This is a genomic window from Saccharospirillum sp. MSK14-1 (assembly GCF_003054965.1).
Lineage (GTDB): Bacteria > Pseudomonadota > Gammaproteobacteria > Pseudomonadales > Natronospirillaceae > Saccharospirillum.
This window is the reverse complement of sequence record NZ_MIES01000033.1, coordinates 1,008,665-1,032,583: the sequence shown is the minus strand read 5'-3', so window position 1 is coordinate 1,032,583 and position 23,919 is coordinate 1,008,665. Positions and strand designations below refer to the sequence as shown.

26 protein-coding genes are annotated in these 23,919 nt (G+C 56.1%); 16 read left to right on the top strand and 10 right to left on the bottom strand.

What is annotated here, in order from left to right:
• Positions 1–12: 12 nt before the first annotated feature.
• The 9 genes from gspG to gorA all read left to right on the top strand — a co-directional run bounded on the left by gspG (position 13) and on the right by gorA (position 6,994).
• On the top strand, positions 13–429 hold the full coding sequence (gene gspG / locus BGP77_RS13770) for a type II secretion system major pseudopilin GspG (RefSeq protein WP_108165294.1): 417 nt from the start codon (positions 13–15) through the stop codon (positions 427–429).
• Positions 426–992: a prepilin-type N-terminal cleavage/methylation domain-containing protein gene (locus tag BGP77_RS13765; RefSeq protein ID WP_108165293.1), complete on the top strand. Its 567-nt coding sequence runs from the start codon at positions 426–428 to the stop codon at positions 990–992. Before gspG ends, BGP77_RS13765 begins: the two co-directional genes overlap by 4 nt.
• Positions 979–1,374 carry a type II secretion system minor pseudopilin GspI gene (gene gspI, locus BGP77_RS13760; RefSeq protein ID WP_158269381.1) on the top strand — a complete coding sequence of 132 codons (396 nt, stop codon included), beginning with the start codon at positions 979–981 and terminating at the stop codon, positions 1,372–1,374. Before BGP77_RS13765 ends, gspI begins: the two co-directional genes overlap by 14 nt.
• A complete protein-coding gene (locus BGP77_RS13755; protein ID WP_108165291.1) occupies positions 1,371–2,114 on the top strand; it encodes a type II secretion system protein GspJ in 744 nt (247 codons plus the stop codon). Before gspI ends, BGP77_RS13755 begins: the two co-directional genes overlap by 4 nt.
• Complete coding sequence (gene gspK / locus BGP77_RS13750) at positions 2,101–3,066, top strand: type II secretion system minor pseudopilin GspK (RefSeq protein ID WP_108165290.1); 966 nt, start codon at positions 2,101–2,103, stop codon at positions 3,064–3,066. The genes BGP77_RS13755 and gspK overlap by 14 nt, the downstream gene beginning before the upstream one ends.
• Entirely contained in the window at positions 3,063–4,316 is a 1,254-nt protein-coding gene (gspL, locus tag BGP77_RS13745) for a type II secretion system protein GspL (protein ID WP_108165289.1), read from the top strand. Before gspK ends, gspL begins: the two co-directional genes overlap by 4 nt.
• Positions 4,313–4,804: a type II secretion system protein GspM gene (gspM, locus tag BGP77_RS13740; protein ID WP_108165288.1), complete on the top strand. Its 492-nt coding sequence runs from the start codon at positions 4,313–4,315 to the stop codon at positions 4,802–4,804. Before gspL ends, gspM begins: the two co-directional genes overlap by 4 nt.
• A 63-nt stretch (positions 4,805–4,867) precedes the next feature.
• A complete protein-coding gene (locus BGP77_RS13735; protein ID WP_108165287.1) occupies positions 4,868–5,521 on the top strand; it encodes a GNAT family N-acetyltransferase in 654 nt (217 codons plus the stop codon).
• Positions 5,522–5,533: 12 nt separating this feature from the next.
• Positions 5,534–6,994 carry a glutathione-disulfide reductase gene (gene gorA, locus BGP77_RS13730; protein WP_370446846.1) on the top strand — a complete coding sequence of 487 codons (1,461 nt, stop codon included), beginning with the start codon at positions 5,534–5,536 and terminating at the stop codon, positions 6,992–6,994.
• Here the strand turns inward: gorA and BGP77_RS13725 are convergent, their stop codons facing one another.
• Positions 6,995–8,254: a site-specific integrase gene (locus BGP77_RS13725; protein WP_199224279.1), complete on the bottom strand. Its 1,260-nt coding sequence runs from the start codon at positions 8,252–8,254 to the stop codon at positions 6,995–6,997. It lies immediately after the preceding gene.
• A gap of 17 nt (positions 8,255–8,271) precedes the next feature.
• Positions 8,272–8,970 (bottom strand): metallophosphoesterase, encoded by a 699-nt coding sequence (locus tag BGP77_RS13720; RefSeq protein WP_108165285.1) that lies wholly within the window; start codon positions 8,968–8,970, stop codon positions 8,272–8,274.
• A gap of 157 nt (positions 8,971–9,127) precedes the next feature.
• Between BGP77_RS13720 and BGP77_RS13715 the strand changes: the two genes are divergently transcribed.
• The 3 genes from BGP77_RS13715 (at position 9,128) to BGP77_RS13705 (ending at position 11,686) form a co-directional block, all read left to right on the top strand.
• A complete protein-coding gene (locus tag BGP77_RS13715; RefSeq protein ID WP_158269380.1) occupies positions 9,128–10,270 on the top strand; it encodes a sensor histidine kinase in 1,143 nt (380 codons plus the stop codon).
• Complete coding sequence (locus tag BGP77_RS13710) at positions 10,267–10,923, top strand: response regulator transcription factor (protein WP_199224278.1); 657 nt, start codon at positions 10,267–10,269, stop codon at positions 10,921–10,923. Before BGP77_RS13715 ends, BGP77_RS13710 begins: the two co-directional genes overlap by 4 nt.
• A 64-nt stretch (positions 10,924–10,987) precedes the next feature.
• The gene (locus BGP77_RS13705) at positions 10,988–11,686 is read left to right on the top strand and encodes a hypothetical protein (protein WP_108165283.1); all 699 of its coding nucleotides are present in this window, start codon (positions 10,988–10,990) and stop codon (positions 11,684–11,686) included.
• On the opposite strand, the gene BGP77_RS13700 is transcribed toward BGP77_RS13705, so the two are convergent.
• Together BGP77_RS13700 and BGP77_RS13695 are read right to left on the bottom strand one after the other, a co-directional pair.
• Complete coding sequence (locus BGP77_RS13700) at positions 11,672–12,865, bottom strand: MFS transporter (RefSeq protein WP_108165282.1); 1,194 nt, start codon at positions 12,863–12,865, stop codon at positions 11,672–11,674. The genes BGP77_RS13705 and BGP77_RS13700 overlap by 15 nt on opposite strands.
• 256 nt (positions 12,866–13,121) lie before the next feature.
• A complete protein-coding gene (locus BGP77_RS13695) occupies positions 13,122–14,033 on the bottom strand; it encodes a LysR family transcriptional regulator (RefSeq protein WP_108165281.1) in 912 nt (303 codons plus the stop codon).
• A 108-nt stretch (positions 14,034–14,141) separates the two neighbouring features.
• On the opposite strand from BGP77_RS13695, the gene BGP77_RS13690 reads away from it, so the two are divergent.
• Entirely contained in the window at positions 14,142–14,576 is a 435-nt protein-coding gene (locus BGP77_RS13690) for a cupin domain-containing protein (protein ID WP_108165280.1), read from the top strand.
• Positions 14,577–14,666: 90 nt separating this feature from the next.
• Here BGP77_RS13690 and BGP77_RS13685 read toward each other — a convergent pair whose 3' ends face one another.
• From BGP77_RS13685 to BGP77_RS13660, 6 genes are all read right to left on the bottom strand, one after another.
• On the bottom strand, positions 14,667–15,161 hold the full coding sequence (locus tag BGP77_RS13685; RefSeq protein ID WP_108165279.1) for an arsinothricin resistance N-acetyltransferase ArsN1 family A: 495 nt from the start codon (positions 15,159–15,161) through the stop codon (positions 14,667–14,669).
• Positions 15,154–16,176: an ACR3 family arsenite efflux transporter gene (arsB, locus tag BGP77_RS13680; protein WP_108165278.1), complete on the bottom strand. Its 1,023-nt coding sequence runs from the start codon at positions 16,174–16,176 to the stop codon at positions 15,154–15,156. The genes BGP77_RS13685 and arsB overlap by 8 nt, the downstream gene beginning before the upstream one ends.
• 3 nt (positions 16,177–16,179) lie before the next feature.
• Positions 16,180–16,905: an arsenical resistance protein ArsH gene (arsH, locus tag BGP77_RS13675; protein WP_108165277.1), complete on the bottom strand. Its 726-nt coding sequence runs from the start codon at positions 16,903–16,905 to the stop codon at positions 16,180–16,182.
• Positions 16,892–17,368, bottom strand: a complete 477-nt coding sequence (locus BGP77_RS13670; protein ID WP_108165276.1) for an arsenate reductase ArsC — start codon at positions 17,366–17,368, stop codon at positions 16,892–16,894. Before BGP77_RS13670 ends, arsH begins: the two co-directional genes overlap by 14 nt.
• On the bottom strand, positions 17,368–17,727 hold the full coding sequence (locus tag BGP77_RS13665; protein ID WP_108165275.1) for a metalloregulator ArsR/SmtB family transcription factor: 360 nt from the start codon (positions 17,725–17,727) through the stop codon (positions 17,368–17,370). Before BGP77_RS13665 ends, BGP77_RS13670 begins: the two co-directional genes overlap by 1 nt.
• A gap of 66 nt (positions 17,728–17,793) precedes the next feature.
• Positions 17,794–18,576 carry a CLCA_X family protein gene (locus BGP77_RS13660; protein ID WP_108165274.1) on the bottom strand — a complete coding sequence of 261 codons (783 nt, stop codon included), beginning with the start codon at positions 18,574–18,576 and terminating at the stop codon, positions 17,794–17,796.
• Positions 18,577–18,683: 107 nt separating this feature from the next.
• On the opposite strand from BGP77_RS13660, the gene imuA reads away from it, so the two are divergent.
• From imuA to BGP77_RS13645, 3 genes are read left to right on the top strand one after another with little or no spacing between them, the layout of a single operon-like run.
• Positions 18,684–19,340 carry a translesion DNA synthesis-associated protein ImuA gene (imuA, locus tag BGP77_RS13655; RefSeq protein ID WP_108165273.1) on the top strand — a complete coding sequence of 219 codons (657 nt, stop codon included), beginning with the start codon at positions 18,684–18,686 and terminating at the stop codon, positions 19,338–19,340.
• Positions 19,333–20,757, top strand: a complete 1,425-nt coding sequence (locus BGP77_RS13650) for a DNA polymerase Y family protein (RefSeq protein ID WP_108165272.1) — start codon at positions 19,333–19,335, stop codon at positions 20,755–20,757. The genes imuA and BGP77_RS13650 overlap by 8 nt, the downstream gene beginning before the upstream one ends.
• Positions 20,754–23,912: an error-prone DNA polymerase gene (locus tag BGP77_RS13645; protein WP_108165271.1), complete on the top strand. Its 3,159-nt coding sequence runs from the start codon at positions 20,754–20,756 to the stop codon at positions 23,910–23,912. The genes BGP77_RS13650 and BGP77_RS13645 overlap by 4 nt, the downstream gene beginning before the upstream one ends.
• Positions 23,913–23,919: the final 7 nt, after the last annotated feature.

Below are 23,919 nucleotides of genomic sequence, written 5' to 3'. Positions count from 1 at the left end.
AAATATCACGTTATGCGTAAACAGCAGGGTTTTACACTGATTGAATTGATGGTCGTTCTGGTCATCCTGGGGATCTTATTCGGGCTGGTGGTACCCAATGTCATTGGGCGCGGTGATGAAGCCCGTGTTACGGCCGCACAAACCGACATCCGCACGCTGGAAAATGCGCTGGAAACATACCGGCTGCACAACTCGCACTACCCATCGACCGATCAGGGTCTGGAAGCGTTGGTCAGCCAGCCCAGCGGCAGCCCGCAGCCGAACAACTGGCGCGGACCTTATGTGAAGCAGACACCGGCTGATCCTTGGGGCAATCCGTACGCCTATATCAATGACGGTAACGACTACGAGATTATCTCCTACGGCGCCGATGGCCAGGCTGGCGGCAACGACATCAACGAAGACATTTCCTCCAACGCCAGCGAATGATCCTTCGTCCAAATCGCCCAGCCAGCCCTCACGCTGGCGCTGGCTTCAGCCTGATCGAATTGCTGGTGGTGATCATCATCATTGGCGTAGCGGCTGGGGCGGTTCGCTTGGCCATCAGCCAGCCGGATCCACTGGGGGATTTGGAGCGTTCGGCGCAGCAGCTGGTCTATCGCTTCGGGCAAGTCCAGGACCGGGTTTTGCTCAGTGGCAAAGACCGTGGTTTGGTCGTGGTGGATGGAGAAGTTCAGTTTTTGGGTTGGAAGAAGGGGGATCCACGCCAAGGGGAACCCGACATCCTTTGGGCTATCGATGACGCTTTGCCGATCTGGCAAGCGCCTGATGACACCGAGCTGACGTTGTTCAGCGCGGGGCAACCCACCATGACGTTGACTCAAGCGCCGGAAGACCCTCGGGATTGGCGGCCGATGATTATCCTGTTGCCATCAGAAGACTACCAGCCCAGGTTTGACCTCTACCTAAGACCCCAAGGTATGGATAACCAGGCCATACGCGTGCATGGCGACGGTTTTAACCGTCTGGAGGTCAGTCGTGTCACGCTCTGAAGCGGGCTTTACTCTGCTGGAGGTGATGGTCGCCTTAGCCGTGTTTGCGGTGATGGCAGGGGCCATTGCCCTGGCGAACACTCAGAACCTGGCGGCAGCACGGCAAATTGAAGAGCAATCCGATGCGCGCTGGGTGAACCAAAACATCCTGTCACAGCTGCGCTTTTCTGCCTTACCCGATGCCGGTGACCGGTTGACCCGCGACGCCCGTTTTAATGGCCGCGACTGGGAAGTTGAGGTGTCTGTTGCCCCTTTCAGCTTTCCAGGGTTGCCGGCGGTAGAACCTTATTTGCGCCAAGTGGAGCTCAGTGCTCGTCTGGTCAATGAACCCGCAGATGCGCCCCCAGCCGACCGCCTGACAGCGGTCCTGGCGGCGCCATGAACCCGATGAAACACGCCGGATTTACCCTGATCGAATTACTGATTGCTCTGGCTATTTCAGCCATCTTGGCGGTGGGCACCTTCTATTTGGTGCAAACCTCCCGCCAGACTCAGACCACTTTGGTTGAGCGTAATGAAATGCGCAGTCAGTTAACCCGTGTGGTGCGTAAGCTTGAATCGGATATCCGCCAGTGGGTGCCTGACCGTCCGGTACGCGATGCCTTTGGCCAGGAAGTGGCTGCATTGGTTGTCGATGAAAACGGCTTAAGTCTGACCCGGGCAGGATGGGCTCGCAGTGAACTGCTGGAGCTACTGACTGACAACTCATCGATAACGCCATCGAAACGATCGCAACTGCAGCGGGTACGGTACCGCCTGGCCGAGGAGGGCAGTGAACTTTGTCCGTTGCCAGACGATGAAGCGACATTCAATGAGTCACCCCAGGGCTGTCTGATTCGCAGTTTCCTGTGGCAACTGGATGACGATGGTCGTTTGGAGTGGCAGCACCAGCAATTGTTTCGTCCGATTCGGGCGCTGCAATTCCGCTTCCTGGGCCGAGTGGGCGACGAACTGCGCTTCTTCGACAACTGGCCGCCCGACACCCCAGAGGTATTGGACAGCGCGCCGATCCTGGTTGCGATCGAAGTAAAACTGATGTTGCCCGAAGTAGAACTGGAACGCCTGATTGCCGTGCCAATGCAACGAGAAGACGTTCAGGAGGCGGCTGATGCCACTTCGTGAGCGGGGTTTCGCGTTGATTCAAGTATTGCTGGTCTTTGCTTTACTGGCGGTCATTGTTGCGCGCTTGCAGTATCAGCAAGTTGTTCAGCGTGAACGCGCCTCACTGGGCTTGTCATTAAGTCAGGTACAGACGTGTTTAGACAGCACCGAAACACTCGCGCAAACGGCATTGAGACTGGAAGCGCAACTGAGTGATGCGCAGCCATTGAGCGCAATGATGGACGACAAGGGCAATGCTACGCTTGGGTTTCCGTTAAACAACTGCGAACTGACAGTGGTGCTGAGTGATTTGCAGGGTCGATTCAACCTGAATTGGCTGCATCCGTCAGCAGCCAACCCCGAAGCGGCCGCTGCCGGGTTTAAACGTTTGTTACTGCAACTTGAGCTTGATGAGGGCATTGCCGACGAACTGTTGACGTGGTTTGATTCGGACCGCGGCGGCGAGTTCAATTACATCGATCAACAACCCAGTTATCGGCCGTCGTTCCTGCCTATGGCCGATGTCGGTGAACTCTATTTGTTAAAGGCCATCACCCCCGAAGCGTTTGACGCCTTGGCACCCTATGTCAGCACGTTAAGGCCTGATGAACCGTTGAATATCAACACAGCCACCGCCGAGGTTCTGATGACGCTGGCGCCGTTTATCAGTCGCGAAGAGGCCGATGCTCTGACTGAACAACGCAGAGATCATGATTTTGAGCGGGTTGATGAGCTTCTGAATCAGTCATTGTTCCAGGAAAACGACGATAAGCCGCTCTATAACGAGCAATTGAGCGTTACCTCAGACTGGTATGATCTGTATGTTAGAGCGATCTACCAAGAACTCGATGTGCGTCAGGTCAGCCGGCTGTATCGCTCTGAAAACAACGCCGTCATCGTGAATTTTCGGACGCAGGCGGTGAATGACCCCAGCATTTTGATGAATGACAAGGAAGAAGGAAGTACCGAATGACCCCTGTATTGTCCATTTATTGGCAAGAGCTGGATCAACTGGAATGGCGTTGGCACAGCCAGACCGAATCTCAAGCAGGACGCTGGGATGATTTGGTCGATCAGATAGGTGAAACCAACCAGGCCGGTGCTGCAACCCGGCTGTACTTGCCCCATACCCATTTCACCGCTCTGGTCATTAACGTGCCCACTGGCCGCCGTCGTTTAGCTCCAGCAGTCATGCGTTTTACGGCGGAAGAACAATTGGCCCAGGACATCGATGCCCTGCACCTGGTGCCGTTAGATCAGCCGCAGGATGGTCGGATGACCGTTTTGGTGACTGAGGCGTCGTTCCTGACCCAGCTTCAATCCACGCTGGCTGAAGGCGGTTTGACGCTGGTTGAGGCCTATGACGCCGGGTACTTCCAATGGCCGGAGATGCCTTACAGCGATATCCAGCTCGACCTCGATGGTCACCGTGTGTTCTGCCGCCATGGTGGTTTGTTGCACCAGACACACATCCAGGGTTTTGCTGAGTGGTTTGAACGCTTTAAACAACAACAAAATCTGGCTTCACCGCTGCGTTTGGCACTGACCTCACGTGCCAATGACGACGGGGCGCGTCAGTTGCGTACCGAGTTGGAAGCAACCGGCGATGCGTTGGAATGGGTTGTCACCCCGCTGCCCGACATGGCGCAGTGGGACGAGCAGGCGAGCCAGAATCAACACGGCAACCTGATGACCGGGGCGCTGGCCATTAAACGTGAGGGAGGACAGCGTCGCTATTGGTGGCCGACGGCCATAGCAGCGGCCGTTACGCTCTGCCTGTGGCTGGTGGTCAGTGGCGCCAATGCTTGGCGCGATCAGCAACGCGCCGAATCAACCTGGACCGCCAGTGATACGGTTTTTCGCCAGGTCTTTGGCCCCGACAAACGCATACAACGTCCATTGATGATCCGCGAAATCGACAACCGCATTCGATCACTCAACAGCGGTCAAAGTGGCAGTGAAACAACGGTGATCAGTGCTCTAGAAGCCCTGAATGTTTTAGATGATGTGCTGGTTCTCGATGACTTCCGTTATCAACAAAGCAGTGGCCAGATGCTGTTTACGTTGCGCCAACCCAATGGCATTGAGGGCGATGCATTTGCTCGGTTTGAAGCCACTAAAACCGCGTTGCAGGACCGAGGCTATCAAGTGGAATATTCAGCGAGTCAGGACAGTCAGGCGGTCCGCGGTCGCTTTCAGGTGAGTCTGGAGAGTAACGGATGAAGGCAGCTATCTTACAAACCCTGGAGTCGTTGAACACGCGCTGGCAGCAACTGGGGCAGCGTGAGCAACAGGCGTTGCGTCTCTTGGCAATCGTTGTCGGGTTGCTGGCGATGTGGCTGTTATTAATTCAGCCGGTCTATCAATGGCGTCAACAAGCCAGCCAGCAACTTGAAAATGCTCAGTCCACCTACCAGCAATTACTTCAAAAAGCGCCATTGGCACTCGCGTCAGGCTCCGCAACCTCGGCGACCAGTAATGCCTCACTGAACACAGAACTTCGCCAGCAAGCCAACCGATTTGGTTTATCCATCCAAGGATTTGAACCCGACGGTGATTGGCTCCGTGTTCGGTTGGACGAAGCTCGTTACAGCCAGGTCGTTCAATGGCTGGCGGCGCTTCAGGCGCAGGGCGTTGTTGTGGATCAACTGACACTGAACGGACGTGACCGACCCGGCCGCGTTCAAGTCATCGCAGTGATGCGACGCTAGGCAGCTTTTCCAAAAGCTGGCACGATTGGGCCTCAAGCCAAAATAACAACATCAGAGGCCTGCATGACCCAAAACGACCTGGATTGGGTGGAACTGGTTCGGCTGGATGAGCGCAACAGCCGTCAGGCGCGCTCCTTGCTGTACCATTCCTACCGCAATGAACCCACCTTTCGTTACCTGCTTAATGCCGAACGTCCGGGCTATCGACAGCGCATTCGGGCGACGATCCGTGAACTGATCTTTCTGCATTTTGAGCGTGGCGAAACCGTCTTTGGCGTGCTCGACAAAGCCAGCCAACGCTTATTAGGTGTGGTCTTTGTCAGTGATGTCGGGCTGAAAATGGACATATCCCGGCAATTGCGTTGGCGCTTGAAAATGACACTGACGGCGGGTTTTGAAGCCACTCGTCGGTTCATCAACTATTACAACGATGTGCAGAACAGCCTTCCTGACAAGCACCATCGCTTGGTCAGCCTGATCGGTATTCATCCGGATTTTCAAAAACGTGGGCTAGGGCGCATGTTGATGGAGGCGGTCCATGATTTAACGGAACAGGACCATGAATCGATCGGACTGTTTCTCGATACGGGCAATACGCGGTATTTGTCGTTTTATGAATCCCTGGGCTATCGCAGCTTTGCCGAACTGCCGTTAGGGGAACTGACCGAGACGGTTCTGTTTCGGCCTAATCCTAACTATGCCGAGCAAGCAGCCTGAACGGTTGGTTTAATGGCACCGGCGCCGGTTGGAACTTTTCACCGGCGCCCCCATCCAAGCCTCTCATTTACCTCTCTAGGAAGTCCCATGTCTGCATCCTATGACTATGACCTGGTGGTCATCGGCGCGGGATCCGGCGGAGTTCGTGCCGCTCGGATGTCAGCTTCTCGCGGTGCCAAAGTCGCTGTTATTGAATCACGGTACCTCGGTGGCACCTGTGTGAACGTGGGTTGTGTGCCCAAGAAACTTTTCGTTTATGCCTCAGAATACCGCCAGGCGTTCGACGATGCGCAAGGTTATGGCTACCGTGTAGATAATATGCCGAGCTTCGATTGGGCCACACTTAGAGATAACAAGACGGCAGAGATTGAACGCTTAAACACTGTCTATGACGGGCTTTTAAGTCGGGCTGGGGTGGAGATTATTAATGGTCATGGCCGTTTCGTAGACAATAATACGGTCGAGGTAAATGGCGAAAAACGCCTCACGGCGAAGAACATTCTGATCGCCACAGGCACTTGGCCCAGTAAGCCGAATATTCCCGGGGCCGAACATTCCATCACCTCTAACGAAGTGTTCTACCTCGACCAATTGCCCGATGATGCCATCGTAGTTGGCGGTGGTTATATTGCGGTCGAATTCGCAGGAATTTTCACCGGTTTGGGTGTTTCAACCCATTTGGTTTATCGCGGTGAACCGGTGTTGCGTGGCTTTGATGAAGAGGTTCGGCATTTCGTATCGGCCGAGATGGCCAAAGCCGGTGTCGATCTTCAATACAACCGCAACCTCGCCAGCATCAAAAAACTGGATAACGGCCGTCTTCGCGTCACCTATGATGACGGCGCTGAGGTCGAAACCGGTCTGGTTCTCTTTGCAACCGGTCGTGATGCCTTAGTCGACAATCTTGGCCTCGAAAACACCGGCGTGACGCTGCAAAAGAATGGGTTTATCCAGGTGGATGAGCATTACCGAACCGAAATCCCACACATCCGCGCGCTGGGTGATGTGATCGGTCGGGTACCACTGACACCAGTAGCCATTGCCGAAGGCATGTTTATCTCGGCCGACCTCTTTGCCGATCAGGCGCCTGCACCGGTTAACTATGAGCAGATTCCTACTGCGGTATTCTGCCAACCCAATGTGGCCACCGTTGGGTTAACCGAGGAGGCTGCAGCAGAACGCTTTGATCGGGTCGAGGTTTACAGCACCCAGTTCCGGGCAATGCGCAACACCTTGTCGGGCAATGCCGGCCGAACACTGATGAAAATGCTGGTGGAAGCCGAATCACAACAGGTGATTGGCCTGCATATGGTAGGCGATGATGCGGGTGAGATCGTTCAAGGGTTAGCAGTTGCCATAATTGCGGGGGCGACCAAAGCCGATTTTGACCGCACCATCGGTATTCACCCAACGTCGGCAGAAGAATTCGTCACCATGCGCGAACCCAGCCGAGTCGTGGGGCAAGCCGTCTAATCAGACCGGATTGATCTTCTTGTTGCGCGCCGAGGCATGGCGCGCTTGCCGTTCGACATCGATATAGCGGTCAGTGATGGCGCTGGAGCCGTGTCCGGCGTCATCGCGTACGTGCTCACGCGGTCGTGTTTTAACGTCTTCGGAAATACCCGTATGGCGCAGCCAATGCACCGTAGCCGCTTGGAGGGCGTCGGCTTCTTCGGGCTCGCCCTGGGCGCGAAGCCGATCAATCGCCAAGTCGAAGCACTCCTGCACAATAAAACGAATTTGTCGCGTACTGGTGATACCGCCACGGCCTCGAACCTTAGGGATTAGCGGCGCAGACTCACCAGGCAATGGCAAAGGTGTCTGTCCTAAAAAGCTGCGAAAACGGCGCAGCGATGTCAGCATCGCATCGGACACCGATACGTCGCGTTCTTTGTTGCCTTTACCAACGGTCGTAAACCACCAGTTGCCGTGAGCATCCTGTGTGAAATCGCCCATGCTGGGCTGCCAGCGATCGGTTTCAGCCAGTTCAGAAATCCGCAGATACATGCCAAACAGGCAGCTGACAATGAACAACGCGCGTTCATAGCGTTCCGGGTTTTCCGGAACGGCCTGTTCTATGGCATTTAACACCTCGTGCCATTGGGCTTCGGAGAGTCGACGAATGGTCGCTGCGCCCTGGCGTTTGCGCAGGAATTTGCCTTTCTGGCGGATCTGAGCAACCGGATTCAGTTCGACATGTTCTTCCTGCAGCAGGTAATTGAAGAAGGTCGACAACACCGAAAAGATCGCCTGTAACGCGCTTTGGCTTAAATCGAAACCACCGATATCGGCACTCTGGCCACGCTTATGGTCACGTTTTGAAACCTTGGCAACAAAGGGCTTCCACTCTGTGTTACGCACCCGCTCACCGCCGCTGTCACGAAACCGCGCCACACTTTTTGTACCAATCCAGTGTCTGGGAGGAGCCTGGCAAAACTCAACAAAGGCTTCGATGTGCTGACGCCGCACCTCGGCCAGAGCGATTCCTTGCAGAAACCAACACCATTGCATAAAGCGCTCAATTTCGCGGCGGTAAGACGCAAAGGTATCGGAGCTACCTCGGTAGCTGTACAAAAATTCATGGCAAAGCTGCAAATCGCCGGCTAAGGCGGCTTCGTCAATACGAGCGTGTTCGCGTACCAAGGCACTGGGGTGTGGCCGGTGTCGGAACGGGTTCTCAACGTGACTGAGGTTATCGAAGATGGGGATCGGGTCGGGGAGGGGGGTTGTCACTGGTAAAACATCCTGCTTTATAGCGATTGATAGCGGTCAGTGCCGTCTAGCCAATCTTTGATAGAAACCAGCACCAAAGGACCGCCGTTGTACGCACCACGGTCGATAAAGACGGAATTACCCAACTGAGCGACGGATGGCACAATGGTATGTCCGTGGAATATCCAGTCAACGCCTGCCACCGTTTGGCGGTCTCCGCTGTTTAAGCGCGACCGACCCCACATCCAGTCAGCTCTGTCGTAGTCGCCCGCACTTAAGCGGTCATCCCAGTTTGGCAGCCGATACTGAGCGTGGCACACACCAATTCGGTGATCCCCGTGCGATACCGTCAGGCTGTAGGGCAAGGCTTGCAGCCGCTCGGCCCAGTACTGCAGTTGGGCGTCAGCGCAGTCGAGCGCCCAGTTACCGCCGTTCATCAGCCAGCGACTCCAGGCCAAGGAATTCTGATCCTGAACGGCATCGATCAGCATCTGCTCGTGGTTACCACGAACGGCGTAAAACCAGGGTTCGTCGAGTAACGCCAGACAGCCCAGACTATCCGGGCCTCGATCAATGAGGTCGCCGACAGACAACAACCGATCACGCTTGGGGTCAAAGGCTCGCTCGGCCAGACTGTCTTCCAATTGTGACCGATGGCCGTGCAAATCAGCTAAGACAAAGTCACGTCCGTGAGGATTGGAAGCAAGCAGCTGATGATTCTCGGTCTGAACAGTCATAAGTGCATTATGCGCGTGCGGCCGCCCAAGCGAAAGACGACTGAGTCACGTGGTTGATGACCTTTGGGCACTGGGCGTTATACGCGGCTCAGGCTAAACTTCGAGTAATTCGACGACTGTCTAACAGCGTCACAGCGAACTGTTTTAGGAGATGTCTGTGTACCGCAATGTGCTGGTGCAAACGTTAGAGGGGGCCATAGGCTACCTGGCTTGGGCGGTGGTCTGCTACCTGACGCTCAGCAGCGAACCGGCAGATACCCCCGGAGGCCAGATCCGGCTATTGCTGATCGTGGCTGGCTTACTGGTCTATATCGTCGGGTTCTACTTCTCGTCACGTGATGCTCAATATGAGCGCTTTGACCTGCGCATCCGGCAGCTGGCCTATATGGCACAGTTTCTGGCCGTCGTCAGCATTCGATTTGAAACCGAAACCGGCGTTATTGCCATTCTCAGTGTCGCGCTGGCGGCCCAATTGCCGTTTTTCTTTTCACGTCAGGGTGCCTTGGTCGGCTTGGCAGTACTGGTGGGCATTGATTTCGGTTTCACCTTTTGGGCTTGGGAGCTGGAAGATCCGGTACTGCGCTGGACCATGGTTGCCGCATTTCATGCCTTCGCCATGCTGATGAGCCAGAGAGTCATCCAGGAACAGGAAGCGCGTGATCAGGTATCCGCGCTGAACCGCGAGCTGCTGGCGACTCAGGCCTTGCTGGAGGAATCGGCAAAACAAACCGAGCGTATTCGTATTGCCCGCGATCTGCATGACGGTTTGGGGCACAAACTGACGGCGCTGATTCTTAAGCTCCAATACCTGACGCACACGACGGAAGGCGAAACCCAGAAAAGAGTAGGGGAAACGCACGAACTGTCCCGGGCATTATTGTCAGATGTGCGCGAAACCGTGCATCAGATGCGCGGTGATTCCAGTATTCGCCTCAAAGAAGCGTTAGAGGCGCTGGTATCACAGGTGCCCCGGCTGCGCATCGAACTCGACCTGGATCCTACCGCCAGTGTCGCTGACGTCGAAGTCGCTGAAGCTCTGTTCCGGTGCATTCAGGAAGCCATTACCAATACGCTTAAACACGGTAATGCCAGCCGGATGACCATCACCACGCGCAAAGGCCCTAATGATATTCAGCTGTTTGTGGCGGATAACGGCGGCTGCCAGGGCGGTTGTTTTGAAGAAGGCGACGGCCTGCGAGGCATGCGTGAACGCATTGAAGCGTTGCGTGGCCGTTTAGACATTGCGACCCAAAGCGGTTTTGCACTGAACATTTCCATTCCTGTTGCGGAGGCGCTATGAGCGAGTCCATCAAAGTCATGCTGGTGGATGACCAGACCCTGGTGCGCGAAGGCATCAAATCCCTGCTGCAGTTGGCCGGACATATCGACATTGTCGGCGAAGCCAGCGATGGCGTTGAAGCGCTGGAGCGCATTCCGCAATGCCAACCTGACGTCGTATTGATGGACATTCGCATGCCTCGGCTGGATGGCATCGAGACCACGCAGCGTCTGGCAGAAGAAGAGAGCGCACCTCCGGTGATTATCCTCACCACCTTCGACGATCACGAGCTGGTGCTCAATGGCATTCGCGCAGGCGCCCGAGGGTTTCTGCTCAAAGATGTCTCCCTGGAGAGCCTGGTTGAAGCCATAGAAGCGGTTAACCGCGGCGAAACCCTGATACAGCCGGCGGTTACTGAACGGGTGATGCGTGGCTACACCGAATTAACTGGGGAAACCAAGATCGACAGCGATCCGATTCAGGAGCCGCTGACGCAGCGTGAAATTGAAATTCTGCGGTTAATGGCCGGTGGCTACAGCAACAAAGAAATCTCCCGTGCGATCTTCAAATCCGAAGGGACCATCAAGAACCACGTCTCCAATATTCTTGCCAAAATGAACGTCCGAGACCGCACAAGAGCCGTCCTGAAAGCGCTCGAGCTTGGCCTGATCTAAGCCGGGTTGATTTCGCTCTCAGGCCATGGATACTGGGCTTAAATAATCTACCGTGTAGACGTTTATGCCCAGACCTCGCTTTCGCATCGGCGCTGATGACTGGTTCGATGCTCTCGACTGGATCGATTACCAACTCAGCCAACCTACCTGGCTGCTCGCGGAGCAGCATCCCATTCACCATTACGGCCTGGCTACCTTCAAAGAGCAGTGTCGGGCGTTTCGTGACGTCACTGAGCCTGGCCAGGGGCATTGTGACGACCTGCAAGCCATTTTGAATGAGATTCTTGAGCGATCGGACTGGGATAGGCTGCGCAAAACGTTGTCAGCAAGACGCCGACGCCGTCGGGAAAAACGCACCAATCAAGGACCCGTCAATCTGACACTCAGTGGCCAAGCACACCAATGGTTGAAACAACTGGCACAAGCCGGTCAATACAGCACGCTCAGTGAAGCACTGGAACAGCTACTGCCGGACGTCGTCGCTCAACTCGAAGCCGATCTACAAGCTGAGCGCGCCTCGGCGATAGAAGCCGAGCTGCAACGATGGCCACAAGATCGTTTACTCACGGCCATCGAAGCCTACTTGGCTAAAGCCGCCGATGAACGCAGCCTGGCAACGGCCTGCCGCATTGCTTACCAGTGGTATCAGCGTGAGCCGGACAACACCAAGGCAGCGTTACTGCGTGAGCGCTTTATCGAAGACCTGGTGTGGAACGAAGCGCATCTAAAACGGCCGGCTGCCGACTTTTTAAGCGACTTCTGACGGTCTTTTCAAAATACCAAGACAGCTCAGCGTCAGCAGACAGAAGAGAGCGCCGATCACAAAGGTTAGGGCAGGAGAATAAAGCGTCCAAAGCAGACCTGCGATGATGCTCGCCAACAGCACCGTCAGTCCCATGATGAGGTTAAAAATGCCAAAGGCCGTGCCCCGGGATTCGGCGGGCGCCGTTCGGGCAACCAAGGTTGCCAATAACCCCTGAGTCATGCCCATATGCAGGCCCCAGAAGGCGGCGCCGATCATCAGGCTGAACCAGCCCGACGACCAGGCAAGCACCAGGTCGGCAACGATCAATAGCAGTAACCCTGCCGCCAATAGCTGACGAGGGTCCATTCGGTCTGACATCCGGCCGGATGGATAGGCGGACAGCGAAAAAGCGATGTTCATTACGACAAGCACCAGCGGCGCCCACAGCAGTGACAGCCCTGCATCTTCAGCCTTTAACAAGAGAAAGGCCTCGCTGAATCGAGCCAGGGTAAAGAGGGATCCAATCAGCACCACCGCCCAGTAAGCCTGAGTAAAACGCTTTAGATGACTGAATTGGATGGGATTACCCCGGTTTTGGCGATTTTGGCGTTCGGGCTCGCGCAGCCCAACACACAGCAGGATGACGGCAAGAAACGCCGGGATAACGGCGATCCAGAACACCCATTGATAGTTGTTCGCCAACAACGCCATCAAGGCGATGGCCAGCACAGGCCCGACAAAGGCACCAATGGTATCGAGCGACTGACGTAAACCATAGGCTGCGCCGCGCATCTGCGGTGGCGTTAGATCGGCCACCAAGGCGTCTCTGGGAGCGCCACGAATGCCTTTGCCAACGCGGTCAGTTAAGCGTGCTGCCAAAACCCAGCCAACACTGGGCGCTAAGGCAAAAACGGGTTTGGTGATGGCCGCCAGGCCATAACCGAGCAACGCCAGACCTTTGCGTTTGCGCCAGTAATCGCTCAAGGCGCCGGAGAAGACTTTGAGCATCATCGCAGTAGCTTCAGCAAAGCCTTCAATCAGCCCCAGCGTTAAAGCGCTGGCGCCCAGAACGCCAACCAGGTACAGCGGCAACAGACTGTGAATCATCTCCGAAGAGACATCCATTAACAGGCTGACAAACCCCAGCACCCAAACACCAGCGGGTAAAGAGCGGCGGTAAGATTTCGTTGATGACATCAAGACATGGCAGTTACGGCAAAGACGCTCAACGTTAGCAAAAAGCGTTAGCTGAGGCGATACGCAATGGACAAAGACCGGGGCTGATCGTCTTTCGACTCCTTAATATAAATTATCCTGTAATAAAGATTACAGGAAATAATGGAAGACCAGATTACCCTCCCATCACACGTCACAAACCCGATCGATCAGATCGGGCTTTCTCATTAGCCGACGCCGTTCTTCAGTTCCGCTCTGTGCCTGAGCCCGACACCACTCACTCAAACGACTCAGGCACGACGGTTTGTCGTAATGCCGCTAGTACGACACGAAATGCTGCGGTCTGTTGGCGACGACTGGTGTAATACAGATGGTAACCACTGAACGGTTCCGACCAGTCGGCCAGTACCTCAATGAGATCGCCGTTGCGCAAACCCTCATCCACCAGTCCGTCTGGTAGCTGCGCCAAGCCGATACCCGCTAGGCAGGCATCGAGAATTTGCTCAACGCTGTTCATGATCAATGGCCCCTGCACACGCACCTGAAACTCTTTCCCGTCGCGACTGAATTCCCAGGCAAAGAGTCCGCCTTGCGTTGGCAGACGCAAGTTAATGCAACGATGTTGTGTGAGTTCATTTGGGGTCGCCGGCACTGAGTGAGTGTTGAGGTAGCTTGGCGATGCAACCGTGACCAGACGCATATCCGGAGCAATGGGAATGGCGATCATATCGGCGGCCACGACGTCTCCAAGGCGTACCCCGCCATCGAAACGCTCCGCAGCAATATCGGTCAGGCCGTAATCGGTGCTCAGTTCTATGGTGATGTCGGGATAGGCTTCCAGCACGGGCTTTAAGCGTGGCCAAAGTACGTAACGAGCCGCAAATTCATCAGCCGTGATACGTACAGTGCCCGCCGGATGGTTGCGTAAATCAGAAACTGCGGCCAAATGCCCTTCAATTTGATCGAGCAAAGGTGCTAACGATGCCATTAACCGCTCACCGGCTTCTGTGCGGGTAACGCTGCGGGTTGTGCGGGTTAACAGCCGAATGCCCAGCTGTTCTTCCAGCGTTTTGATGGTCTGACTCACCGACGAGGGAGACACACCTAACTGTGCCGCCGCCCGGGTGAAGTTGCCTTCACGACCCACACTGACAAACACCGCCAAATCGTCGAGACTGGGTGCACTCATTATGAAGCCCTGCTTTATATTGCATTAAGTATTTTGTATCTAATCAATTAAATCCCGCCCTGCTATTTTGATCAATGCCCCAATTCGATCAACAAAGAGAGACTGAGCATGAGTGATTCCGATCAAGATATGCAGGTGATTCGTGCCGGTAACCAAGCCGCCATTGACGGCCCTGCCGACTGGTTTACGGGTACGGTTCGTATCGAGAAGATGTTTAATGCCCCTGCGCCTGCTCGTGTGGGCGTGGCCGTCGTGAGTTTTGCGCCAGGCGCGCGGACAAACTGGCACACCCATCCGTTAGGCCAGGTTTTACTGGTTACGGACGGCGTTGGCTGGACGCAGTGTGAAGGCGGCCCGAAGACTGAGGTTCGACCGGGTGATTTGATCTGGTGTAACTGTGGTCGTCGTCACTGGCATGGCGCTACGGACAAAACCTCGATGCAGCACGTGGCCGTTAACGAAGCGCTGGATGGTAAACCGGTGGATTGGATGGAGCCGGTAAGCGACGAGCAGTATATGGCCGAGCCGGTCAGTCGCGGCTGACGCCTTAAGAGCGTGCAAGCGGGTTGAGCAAACCGGCTGTGTATCCATGATCCGTCAGAATTCATCACCGGTTTGCTCATAATGAATGCCTCAAGTCAGGTATTCGACAATCACCACATCCAGCCATTGACCGTTCAACTGGCCATGGCGTTCGTAGATCCCCACCTCGCGGAAACCGAGCTTTCGACACAGGCCTCGGCTGGCCTCATTGGCGGTAAAGATGCGCGATAGCACCTTATAAAAGCCAGCTGCACGCGCCGTTGTTAATAACTCCGTTAGCAGTCGTCTACCGACGCCCTGCCCCTGAACTTGCGGAGTCAGATAAATCGAAAACTCGGCAATGCCGTCGTAACAAGGGCGATCGCGGTAGGACGAAAGCCGAGCGAATCCGGTGACTGAGTTGCCCTGAACGGCCACCAGCGTCGGATAGCGTTCAGCGTCGTCCAGCCAGGCGGCAATCTCCGCGGGCTCCCGCAGACGAGTTTCAAAGGTTCCCAGCCCGGATTCTATGCCCCGGTTATAGATATCGGTAATGTCGGCAACGTCGTCTGCCAGGGCTTGTCGAATCGTCAGTTCATCAGTCATTAGTACGAAACCAGTGTTGGGTGCGATTAGCAAAGGCCACCAGCGACAACATAACCGGCACCTCGACCAGGACACCGACCACCGTAGCCAGGGCTGCACCGGAATTCAGACCGAACAAGGCGATCGCCACGGCGACCGCCATTTCAAAGAAATTGGAGGTGCCGATCATGCAGGCTGGCGCGGCTACGCTGTAAGGCAACTTAATCAGCCGCGCCAACGCGTAGGTTAATGCGAAAATGCCATAGGTCTGAATCAGCAAAGGGATGGCAATGAGCGCAATCACCAGAGGTTGATCAAGAATGCGCGGTGCTTGCAGACCAAACAGCAGCAGCACGGTGATCACTAAACCCACAATGGAGCCAGGCTTGAGCCGTTGAATAAACGCATTCAGTCGTTGATCGCCCTGACGCTGTAGGTGTTGACGCGTCAAGTAACCGGCAATAACCGGCAACACAACATAAAGCAACACCGACAAAATCAACGTCTGCCAGGGAACTTGTATGTCGTTTAATCCCAGCAGCCAAGCGGTAATGGGGGCATAGGCAACGATCAGGATCAGGTCGTTCAGCGACACCTGCACCAGGGTGTAGTTGGCATCGCCCCGCGTCAGCTGGCTCCAGACAAAGACCATGGCGGTACAGGGCGCAGCACCCAAGAGAATCATACCGGCAATGTATTCTCCGGCAGATTGAGGGTCGACCCAGGGTTCAAACAACACCCGAAAAAACAACCAGCCCAGCGCAGCCATGGTAAAAGGCTTGATTAGCCAATTGACGACAAGCGTCAACACCAGGCCTTGAGGTCTCTGTCCGACGTACTTCAGCGCGCTGAAATCGACCTGAATCATCATCGGATAGATCATCAGCCAGATCAGTACCGCAATGACGCCATTGACCTGAGCGTATTCAAACGCCGCGAGGAACTCGAACCAGGACGGGAAAGCCGACCCCAGTGCCAGACCCAGCACAATAGCAAGGCCAACCCACACCGATAGATAGCGTTCAAAAAGACCCATGCGTTACTCCGTCGTGGTCGGTTGATTGACCCGTTGCATCAGTTCTTCAGCACTTTCGACCCGTTCGGAATAGCGATCGACCAGATAAGCCCCCTGCCCGCGCGTCAGCAAGGTGAATTTCATCAATTCCTCCATGACATCGACGATGCGGTTGTAGTAACTCGACGGCTTCATGCGGTCGTTCTCATCGAACTCATTAAAGACTTTGGCAACGGACGACTGATTGGGGATGGTGATCATGCGCATCCAGCGACCCAGCACGCGCAACTGATTGACCACATTAAACGATTGGGAGCCACCGCAGACCTGCATCACCGCCAGCGTTTTGCCCTGAGTCGGACGTACGGCCCCCAAGGATAATGGAATCCAGTCAATCTGGCTTTTAAACACCCCGGTCATGGCACCATGTCGCTCGGGTGAACACCAAACCTGACCTTCGGACCATTGCACCCAATCGCGCAGCTGCTGGACTTTGGGGTGTTGAATGTTGTCCTCGTCCGGCAATGGCAGGCCGTGTGGATCAAAAATACGCACGTCAGCGCCCATTTCGATCAATAAGCGGGCGCTTTCCTCAATCACCAAGCGGCTGTAAGAGCGCTCGCGCAAGGAGCCGTATAGCAGCAGGAAACGCGGTGGTTGCTCAGCATAGTCGCGCTGAAAATGCTCATTCGACGGGCGCTTGAATTGCTCGCTATCCAGGTTAGGCAGGTTCAGATCATTGAGGGTCATGGTGTGCTCCCAGTTCAGTCAGCCTCATTGGCCATTGCGAGGGGGCTTGTTGAGACAGTTCTATCAAGGCGTTCACGCGTTGCTCAATAATCTGGATGGTCGCGCGAAACGCATCGGCCACCTCCGCTTCTGTGCCCGAATGCTTGGATGGATCGTCCAATCCCCAATGCACCTTCAGCGTTTTACCAAACCAGACAGGGCAGCTTTCACCGGCGGCTGAATCACAGACCGTGACCACGATATCTGGCGCAAAATCCTCAAACTCATCCCATGACTGACTGCTCAGGTTTTGTGTGTCGTAGCCGGCTTCGGCAAGGTATTTGAGCGACAAGGGGTGCACTTCCCCCGCCGGTTGACTGCCGGCGCTGCGCGCTTCGATCAGCCCTGCCGCGTGTGCCCGGGTGATGGCTTCACACAGAATGCTGCGGCAGCGGTTATGGGTGCAGATATAGAGAATCTTCATCAGCAGCTCTCGGCTTCAGTGGTTCGGTTGGCATCGCTCTCACAGCAACCCTCGGGCAGCCGTGTCAGGCAGTCATTTAAGTAGTTCGTGTTGTTGGCGACCGTCACCCTCAGGACTTCTTGGGCCCAGTCGGGCAAGCCGGGATTGAGTCGGTAATGCACCCATTTACCGCGGCGTTCGTCCGTCACCAGTTCACATTTGCGCAGTTCAGCCAGGTGTCGTGAGACTTTGGGCTGGCTCAGCTGCAGTGCGTCTTGAATATCGCAGACGCAGAGCTCCCCTGCCCGACTGATCAGCAGCAGGGTTTTTAGCCGAGTGTCATCGGCGAGACATTTGTAAAAAGCCAAGGGTGATTGCATGACGCACCTCCTGATATACGAAATAACATATATATGAAATTTCGAATGTCAACTGTTTAGGTGCGCTTAGGGTATTGAGGTTTGTTGTTTAAGAGCCTGTCCCAGTTGACTGAAGTACTCACTGAACGCCCGTTTTATGCGCTCTCGCTCCACGCCTTGAGGATAGAGACCGGCGCGTGCTTCCGGCGATGTACGACTGCCGCGTACCAGAAATCCGTTACGGATACCGGCGTCTTCAACAAAGGCTTCAAAAGCGCGCGCGCAGAGTTCCTCTGGTTGGCTGTAATAGAGCTGCCCGCGTTCACGGTCGGCCTGGGCAGAGGCTTGGAACAGTTCGCTGGGTTGTTTGCCATCGGCATCGAGCAGCACCGCCTGATAACAGCCAAACAATCGTTGATTAAGGGGGTGGGATTGAGCCGGACGGCTGTCCAGCCAGGCACGCGACCCCATCATGCTTGAAGGCGCGCCCATAAAGGCTTTGTCGGCGATGTAATGGTCAAAAGCGTGAAACCATTCGTGAGCGATGCTCCCGGGACCGGCGTTCTTGGCCAACGCAAAGGCGCGACTGGTGGGCATATAGTGCGCCGCCACGCCCAGCTGCCCGCCCAAACCGTACTCTAATGAGAGTGTGCCGCGCAGGCCGATCAACACTTCATTGCCACCAAGAATGACCATCAGATCGCACAGCGCGTCGTAAAAAGCCGTGGCTGCACGATCACGCTCGTCTGGCGTGACCCAGCGACCCAGGCGCACCGAGCGAAAATCGAAACGTCGTCGAATATCAGCAAAGCCGACCGCTTGACCGTTACGGTGGTCCGGGCCATGTCGTTGCCAGTGTCGGTTGGTCATTGAATGCAGGGCCTGGCTGGTAAGTTACAAATTCTGACGTCTGTCAGCTGGCAAAGTAAACCACGCCAATTATACTGTATTTATATACAGTATTCGTGTGCAGTTTCATGTCTCTACTGACGACTTTAACCGAACGCGGCGACCTCTGGTCTGGTCAGCACTGGCCACAACACCAACTCGCGGCGCTGCCTACGGGTTTGTCCGATCTGGACGCCATTTTACCCGGCGGTGGCTGGCCGGCCGCTGCCATGACCGAGCTGTTTTACCACTGTTCGGGCCAGGGTGAATTGCGACTTCTGTTACCGGCGTTGGCGCAACTGAGCCAGAGCGATCCGCGTTGGCAGATCTGGTGCAATGCGCCCTACCGGCCTCACGGCTCAGCATTGGCGCACTGGGGACTGCAGCTTGATCGAATTCTGCTGTGTCAGACCCAAAGCGAAGCAGAACTGAGTTGGACACTGGAGCACAGTCTGAGCAGCGGTGGCAGTCAGGCAGTATTGGCCTGGGTGGATCAACTCGACCCTCGGCGTTTACGGCGCTTGCAGTTAGCGGCCGAAAAAAGCGCCGCGCCCTTGTTTTTGCTGCGGCCAGCGCGCTTGCAGCACCAGGCTTCCATGGCGGCCTTGCGGTTGTTGATCGAGCCAGACAGTGCTGAGCGCTTACATTGCCGGGTACTCAAACGCCGCGGCGGTTGGCCGGGCGCCGATGTTCAATTGACGCTGCCCTTAATTCAAGAGCCTGGGGGTAAGGTTCATCATGCCTAGCCCCTATCAGTCACTGTGGCTTTATCTGCACTTCCCGCTATTAGCGCTGGAAGCCCGCTTTGGTGAGGTGGCGCAAAGCCGGTCTGTGCTGCTCACGGCCAGCGATGGCCGAACGGTTAAACAATGCAATGCGCTGGCGCAGGCACAGGGTGTGAAACCGGGCATGACACTGCGGACGGCGTATTGTCTGGTCGATAACGTCGCCCAGGCCAGTTACAGCGCTGAGCTTGAAGCGGCCCAACTGCGGAATCTGGCCGTGATTTGTTATCAATATTGCGCCGACATCCGCTTATGCGCGCCCTTGGGGTTGAGCCTGGAAGTAGGTTCCATGTTGCGCTGGCACGGCGGTCTGGATGCCTTTATCGATGTCCTGGAAAGCGCCATAAAGCACAGCGGACATGGCTACCAGCTGGCGCTGGGCCACACCCCGCTGGCCGCGCGTTTATTGGCAGAAAACCGCGCTGGCTGGCGGGTCATCGATGCACCGGCTGAACAACAACAGCTGGCTAAGCTGAGCATCACCCAGTTGGCCTTACCGCTGGAAGCGCGCGATATCCGCTCGCTGGCCGCTATGGGCCTGAAAACGTTACAGCAGCTGCGCCAGGCTCCGCGCTCTGAGCTGGGCTATCGCTTCGGGCAAGCGCTGATTGATCACCTGAATGCGCTGCAGAAACCGCGTGAACTGGGCGAACGGTTTCAGTTACCGCCCTGTTACGATGAACGCCTTGAGTTGTGGCACGAAGTGGCCGCCGCCGATGCACTGATTTTCCCCATCAAACGCTTGCTGCATGGGCTGGATGCCTATTTAAACGCCCGCCAACTGAGCACGGGTAAGCTTTGTTTCAGCCTGGCGCATCGCGAAGCGCCCGTCACACCCCTGACGATCCAACTGAATAGCGCCTCACGTGGCTCACAGAGCTGGGCTGTGCTGGTGGCGCTGGCCTTGGAACGTCTGACGCTGCCAGAACCCGTGCTTATCATTGGCTTACGCGCAGAAGCGCTGACCGCCCGGGACGCTATTAACGAGGATTTGCTGGGTGACCGTCGCCCTCAAGCCGAGGCGCAACATCTGTTGGCAATGCTGGCGTCCAAGCTGGGCAATCAGTCCATTCAACAACCCAATGCTGGTGCGGATTGGCGCCCGGCTCTGGCCAGTCGACCGGTCGCGGTTGGTCAGACAACCGGCGCGTCTTATGCTCGCGCCCAGCCGGCCTTACTGCTGGCCCAACCAGAGCCCATTGATCCGACGCATTATCACGCCCTAAGCGGCCCGGAGCGCATTGCTGTGCCCGCCTGGGCGCAACCGGGCGGATTCCAGCGGGACTACTACCGGGCCTGGCACCCCAAAAGCCGCAGTTATCACTGGATCAGCCGACATCGCGACGGGCGCTGGTACCGCGAAGGCGTTTTCGCATGAGCGCAGACTTCGACTATGCCGAGCTGCATTGCCTGAGCAACCACAGCTTTTTGCGCGGAGCTTCCCACCCGGATGAGCTGGTACTGCGGGCCGCTGAACTGGGTTACCAGGCCTTGGCGTTGACCGATGAGTGCTCCGTCGCAGGTGTGGTCAAAGCCTGGCGGCCCATTAAAGAAAAGCGCGTCTGTCTGAAACTGATCATTGGCAGTGAGTTCCGGTTCGATGATCAAGGGGTTGTGCTGTTAGCGCCCAACCGACAAGCCTACGCCCAACTCTGCCATCTGATCACTCGCGCCCGGCGTCGCTGTGGTAAAGGCGACTACAGCATCACCCGTGCTGACTTTTCGCAGGGGCTCGACGACTGCTTTTGCCTGTGGCTGCCATCGGGGCATTCGGATGATCTGAAACGTCTACACGGTTTCCGAAATGACTTTCCTGAGCGCTGCTGGGTGCTGGTTGAAAACCTGCTTGATGAAGGCGCCTTTGAACGTGCCCGGCGCGCGATAGCGCTCGCTGAAGCCGCTGATGTACCCGCCGTTTGCGGCAATGCAGTTCTGATGCATCACCCTCAGCGCAAGGAATTACACGATGCATTGACCGCCATCCACTATCGGCAACCACTGGATCAGGTGTGGCTCCACCTTAAGCCCAATGCGGAGAATCACCTGCGCTCTTTTAACAAGCTGCGCTCGCTCTATTCCCCTGCACTGCTGGCCGAAACGATGCGCATCGCCGAACGTTGCCATTTTGATCTCAGTGAATTGAGCTACAGCTACCCCAGCGATCTGGTACCGGGCCAATTCACAGCACCGGAATACCTGCGGTTACTGGTGCGCCAGGGCGCGAAACGACGTCACCCGAAAGGCATCAGCGCAGCCTTTGAAGAACAGCTTGATAAGGAACTGGCGCTGATCCGTGAGAAAGGTTACGAGCACTACTTCCTGACGGTCTATGACATTGTCCGCTTTGCCCGCTCACAAGGCATTCTGTGTCAGGGGCGCGGTTCGGCGGCCAATTCAGCGGTGTGTTATTGCCTGGGCATTACCGAGGTCGACCCGGTGGCGGGCAAGCTGGTGTTTGAGCGTTTTATCTCCACAGGACGCAATGAGCCGCCGGACATCGATGTCGATTTCGAGCACGAGCGCCGTGAAGAAGTGATTCAGTATTTGTACCGCCGTTATGGCCGCAAACGGGCTGCCTTGGCAGCAACGCTGATCAGTTATCGCCCCAAAAGTGCGGTGCGTGATGTGGGTCGTGCCCTGGGCATCGATCTGGCCCAACTGGAGCGACGTCTGGCCAACTACGGCTGGCGCTATCGCTCCAAAAACTGGATTGATGAACTGGTTCAGGACGAAGGGCTGGGCCTGTCCGCACAGCAAATCAGCGTCTTTAAGCGATTGCTGGCGGGTATTCTGGGCTTTCCGCGCCATCTGTCGCAGCACGTGGGTGGCTTTGTGCTGACCGATCAGCGCATAGCAGACTACGTGCCGATCGAAAACGCGGCTATGGCCGAGCGCACCGTTATCCAGTGGGATAAGGACGACCTCGAAGCCGTCGGCCTGATGAAGGTGGATGTGCTGGCGCTGGGCATGCTCACGGCGGTGCGCAAGACGCTGGACCTGATCCGCCAGCATCAGGGCAAGACACTGCGTTTGCAGGACATCCCACAGGATGACGCCGAGGTCTACGCCATGATTCAGCGCGCCGATACCATCGGAGTGTTCCAGATCGAATCCCGCGCGCAAATGAGTATGTTGCCAAGGCTCAAACCCAAGGCGTTCTACGACCTGGTGGTCCAGGTCGCCATTGTGCGCCCGGGTCCCATTCACGGCGACATGGTGCATCCCTACCTGCGTCGCCGGCTGGGACAGGAAAAGGTCGATTATCCCAATGACGCATTAAAGGATGTGCTCGAACGAACCCTGGGCGTGCCCATTTTTCAGGAACAGGTGATCTCTCTGGCGCGAGTGGCGGCCAATTTTAGTTCGGATGAAGCCAACACCTTGAGATCTTCGATGGCAAGCTGGAAAAAAACCGGACATATCAGTGACTTACGAGACAAACTTCAAGCCAATATGAGGGCGAATGGCTATACCGAAGACTTCATACAGCGCATTAATCGGCAGATCGAAGGCTTTGGTGAGTATGGCTTTCCCGAGTCACACGCCACCGGTTTCGCGATGATTGCCTACGTCTCGTCTTGGTTGAAGCACCACCACCCCGCCGCATTCTGCTGCGCACTGCTGAACAGCTTGCCGATGGGCTTCTATTCAGCATCGCAGCTAGTGCAGGATGTGCGTCGACACGGCGTTGAGGTCCGTCCGGTCGACATTAACGCCAGCGCGTGGGATTCCACCTTGGAAGCCAGCAACCAAGATTGGGCCATTCGCCTGGGACTGTGTCGGGTAAAAGGATTAAACGAAACGGTGGCGCGCGCACTCATTGCCTGCCGGCCCAGCGATGGTTTTCAACATTGGCGGCAGTTAGAAGGCATTCCCGGCTTAAGTCGACGTGACCTGGAAGCTCTGGCCGCAGCGGATGCCTTCCGCACTTTGTCTGAAAACCGCCATCAGGCGCGCTGGGAGAGTGCAGCGCTTAACCTTCAGGCACCACTGTTGAAAGACGCATTCGAGCAACCGGTGACGACTGACTACGCCTTACCCGCCCCCGATGCCATGGACAACCTGGTTGAGGACTATCACAGCCAGGGACTGACTCTGGGGCAGCATCCGGTGCAGTTGCTGCGCGAGCGCGGTCAGATACCCGACAGCGTCTGCGCCGACCAGCTGCTGGTCTTGGCTGAAGCCGAACAGGCACGACTGGAACGCCTGGCCGAACAACACAGCCTGCCGTTGCCTGAACGGGTGCGGATACCGGTTCAGGTACTGGGTTTAGTGACTAATCGACAGATGCCCAAGACCGCTACGCGCATCACCTTCGTCACCCTTGAAGACGACACCGGCAATATCAACGTCATCGTGCGACTGACCTTGGCGCAGTCGTCACTGAAAGTGCTGACCACTCGCAGCCTGATTCGCGTCACTGGCGTGCTGGAAAAAGCGCTCGATAACGATGTCATTCATGTGCTGGCCGATCGGCTGGAGGCGCTGGAAGCGGAGCTTGAATTCAGCGTGCGTTCGCGTGACTACCATTAGTCATTAG

What these genes read in the sequence shown, in the direction of transcription:
- gspK (WP_108165290.1), top strand. Translation starts at nt 2,101, where the DNA reads ATGCCACTTCGTGAGCGGGGTTTCGCGTTGATTCAAGTATTGCTGGTC.
- imuA (WP_108165273.1), top strand. Translation starts at nt 18,684, where the DNA reads ATGTCTCTACTGACGACTTTAACCGAACGCGGCGACCTCTGGTCTGGT.
- gorA (WP_370446846.1), top strand. Translation starts at nt 5,534, where the DNA reads ATGGCACCGGCGCCGGTTGGAACTTTTCACCGGCGCCCCCATCCAAGC.
- BGP77_RS13710 (WP_199224278.1), top strand. Translation starts at nt 10,267, where the DNA reads ATGAGCGAGTCCATCAAAGTCATGCTGGTGGATGACCAGACCCTGGTG.
- BGP77_RS13660 (WP_108165274.1), bottom strand. Translation starts at nt 18,576, where the DNA reads ATGACCAACCGACACTGGCAACGACATGGCCCGGACCACCGTAACGGT.
- BGP77_RS13705 (WP_108165283.1), top strand. Translation starts at nt 10,988, where the DNA reads ATGCCCAGACCTCGCTTTCGCATCGGCGCTGATGACTGGTTCGATGCT.
- gspM (WP_108165288.1), top strand. Translation starts at nt 4,313, where the DNA reads ATGAAGGCAGCTATCTTACAAACCCTGGAGTCGTTGAACACGCGCTGG.
- BGP77_RS13645 (WP_108165271.1), top strand. Translation starts at nt 20,754, where the DNA reads ATGAGCGCAGACTTCGACTATGCCGAGCTGCATTGCCTGAGCAACCAC.
- BGP77_RS13695 (WP_108165281.1), bottom strand. Translation starts at nt 14,033, where the DNA reads ATGAGTGCACCCAGTCTCGACGATTTGGCGGTGTTTGTCAGTGTGGGT.
- BGP77_RS13690 (WP_108165280.1), top strand. Translation starts at nt 14,142, where the DNA reads ATGAGTGATTCCGATCAAGATATGCAGGTGATTCGTGCCGGTAACCAA.
- gspL (WP_108165289.1), top strand. Translation starts at nt 3,063, where the DNA reads ATGACCCCTGTATTGTCCATTTATTGGCAAGAGCTGGATCAACTGGAA.
- BGP77_RS13735 (WP_108165287.1), top strand. Translation starts at nt 4,868, where the DNA reads ATGACCCAAAACGACCTGGATTGGGTGGAACTGGTTCGGCTGGATGAG.
- BGP77_RS13720 (WP_108165285.1), bottom strand. Translation starts at nt 8,970, where the DNA reads ATGACTGTTCAGACCGAGAATCATCAGCTGCTTGCTTCCAATCCTCAC.
- BGP77_RS13665 (WP_108165275.1), bottom strand. Translation starts at nt 17,727, where the DNA reads ATGCAATCACCCTTGGCTTTTTACAAATGTCTCGCCGATGACACTCGG.
- arsB (WP_108165278.1), bottom strand. Translation starts at nt 16,176, where the DNA reads ATGGGTCTTTTTGAACGCTATCTATCGGTGTGGGTTGGCCTTGCTATT.
- gspG (WP_108165294.1), top strand. Translation starts at nt 13, where the DNA reads ATGCGTAAACAGCAGGGTTTTACACTGATTGAATTGATGGTCGTTCTG.
- BGP77_RS13685 (WP_108165279.1), bottom strand. Translation starts at nt 15,161, where the DNA reads ATGACTGATGAACTGACGATTCGACAAGCCCTGGCAGACGACGTTGCC.
- BGP77_RS13765 (WP_108165293.1), top strand. Translation starts at nt 426, where the DNA reads ATGATCCTTCGTCCAAATCGCCCAGCCAGCCCTCACGCTGGCGCTGGC.
- BGP77_RS13755 (WP_108165291.1), top strand. Translation starts at nt 1,371, where the DNA reads ATGAACCCGATGAAACACGCCGGATTTACCCTGATCGAATTACTGATT.
- arsH (WP_108165277.1), bottom strand. Translation starts at nt 16,905, where the DNA reads ATGACCCTCAATGATCTGAACCTGCCTAACCTGGATAGCGAGCAATTC.
- BGP77_RS13700 (WP_108165282.1), bottom strand. Translation starts at nt 12,865, where the DNA reads ATGTCATCAACGAAATCTTACCGCCGCTCTTTACCCGCTGGTGTTTGG.
- BGP77_RS13650 (WP_108165272.1), top strand. Translation starts at nt 19,333, where the DNA reads ATGCCTAGCCCCTATCAGTCACTGTGGCTTTATCTGCACTTCCCGCTA.
- BGP77_RS13670 (WP_108165276.1), bottom strand. Translation starts at nt 17,368, where the DNA reads ATGAAGATTCTCTATATCTGCACCCATAACCGCTGCCGCAGCATTCTG.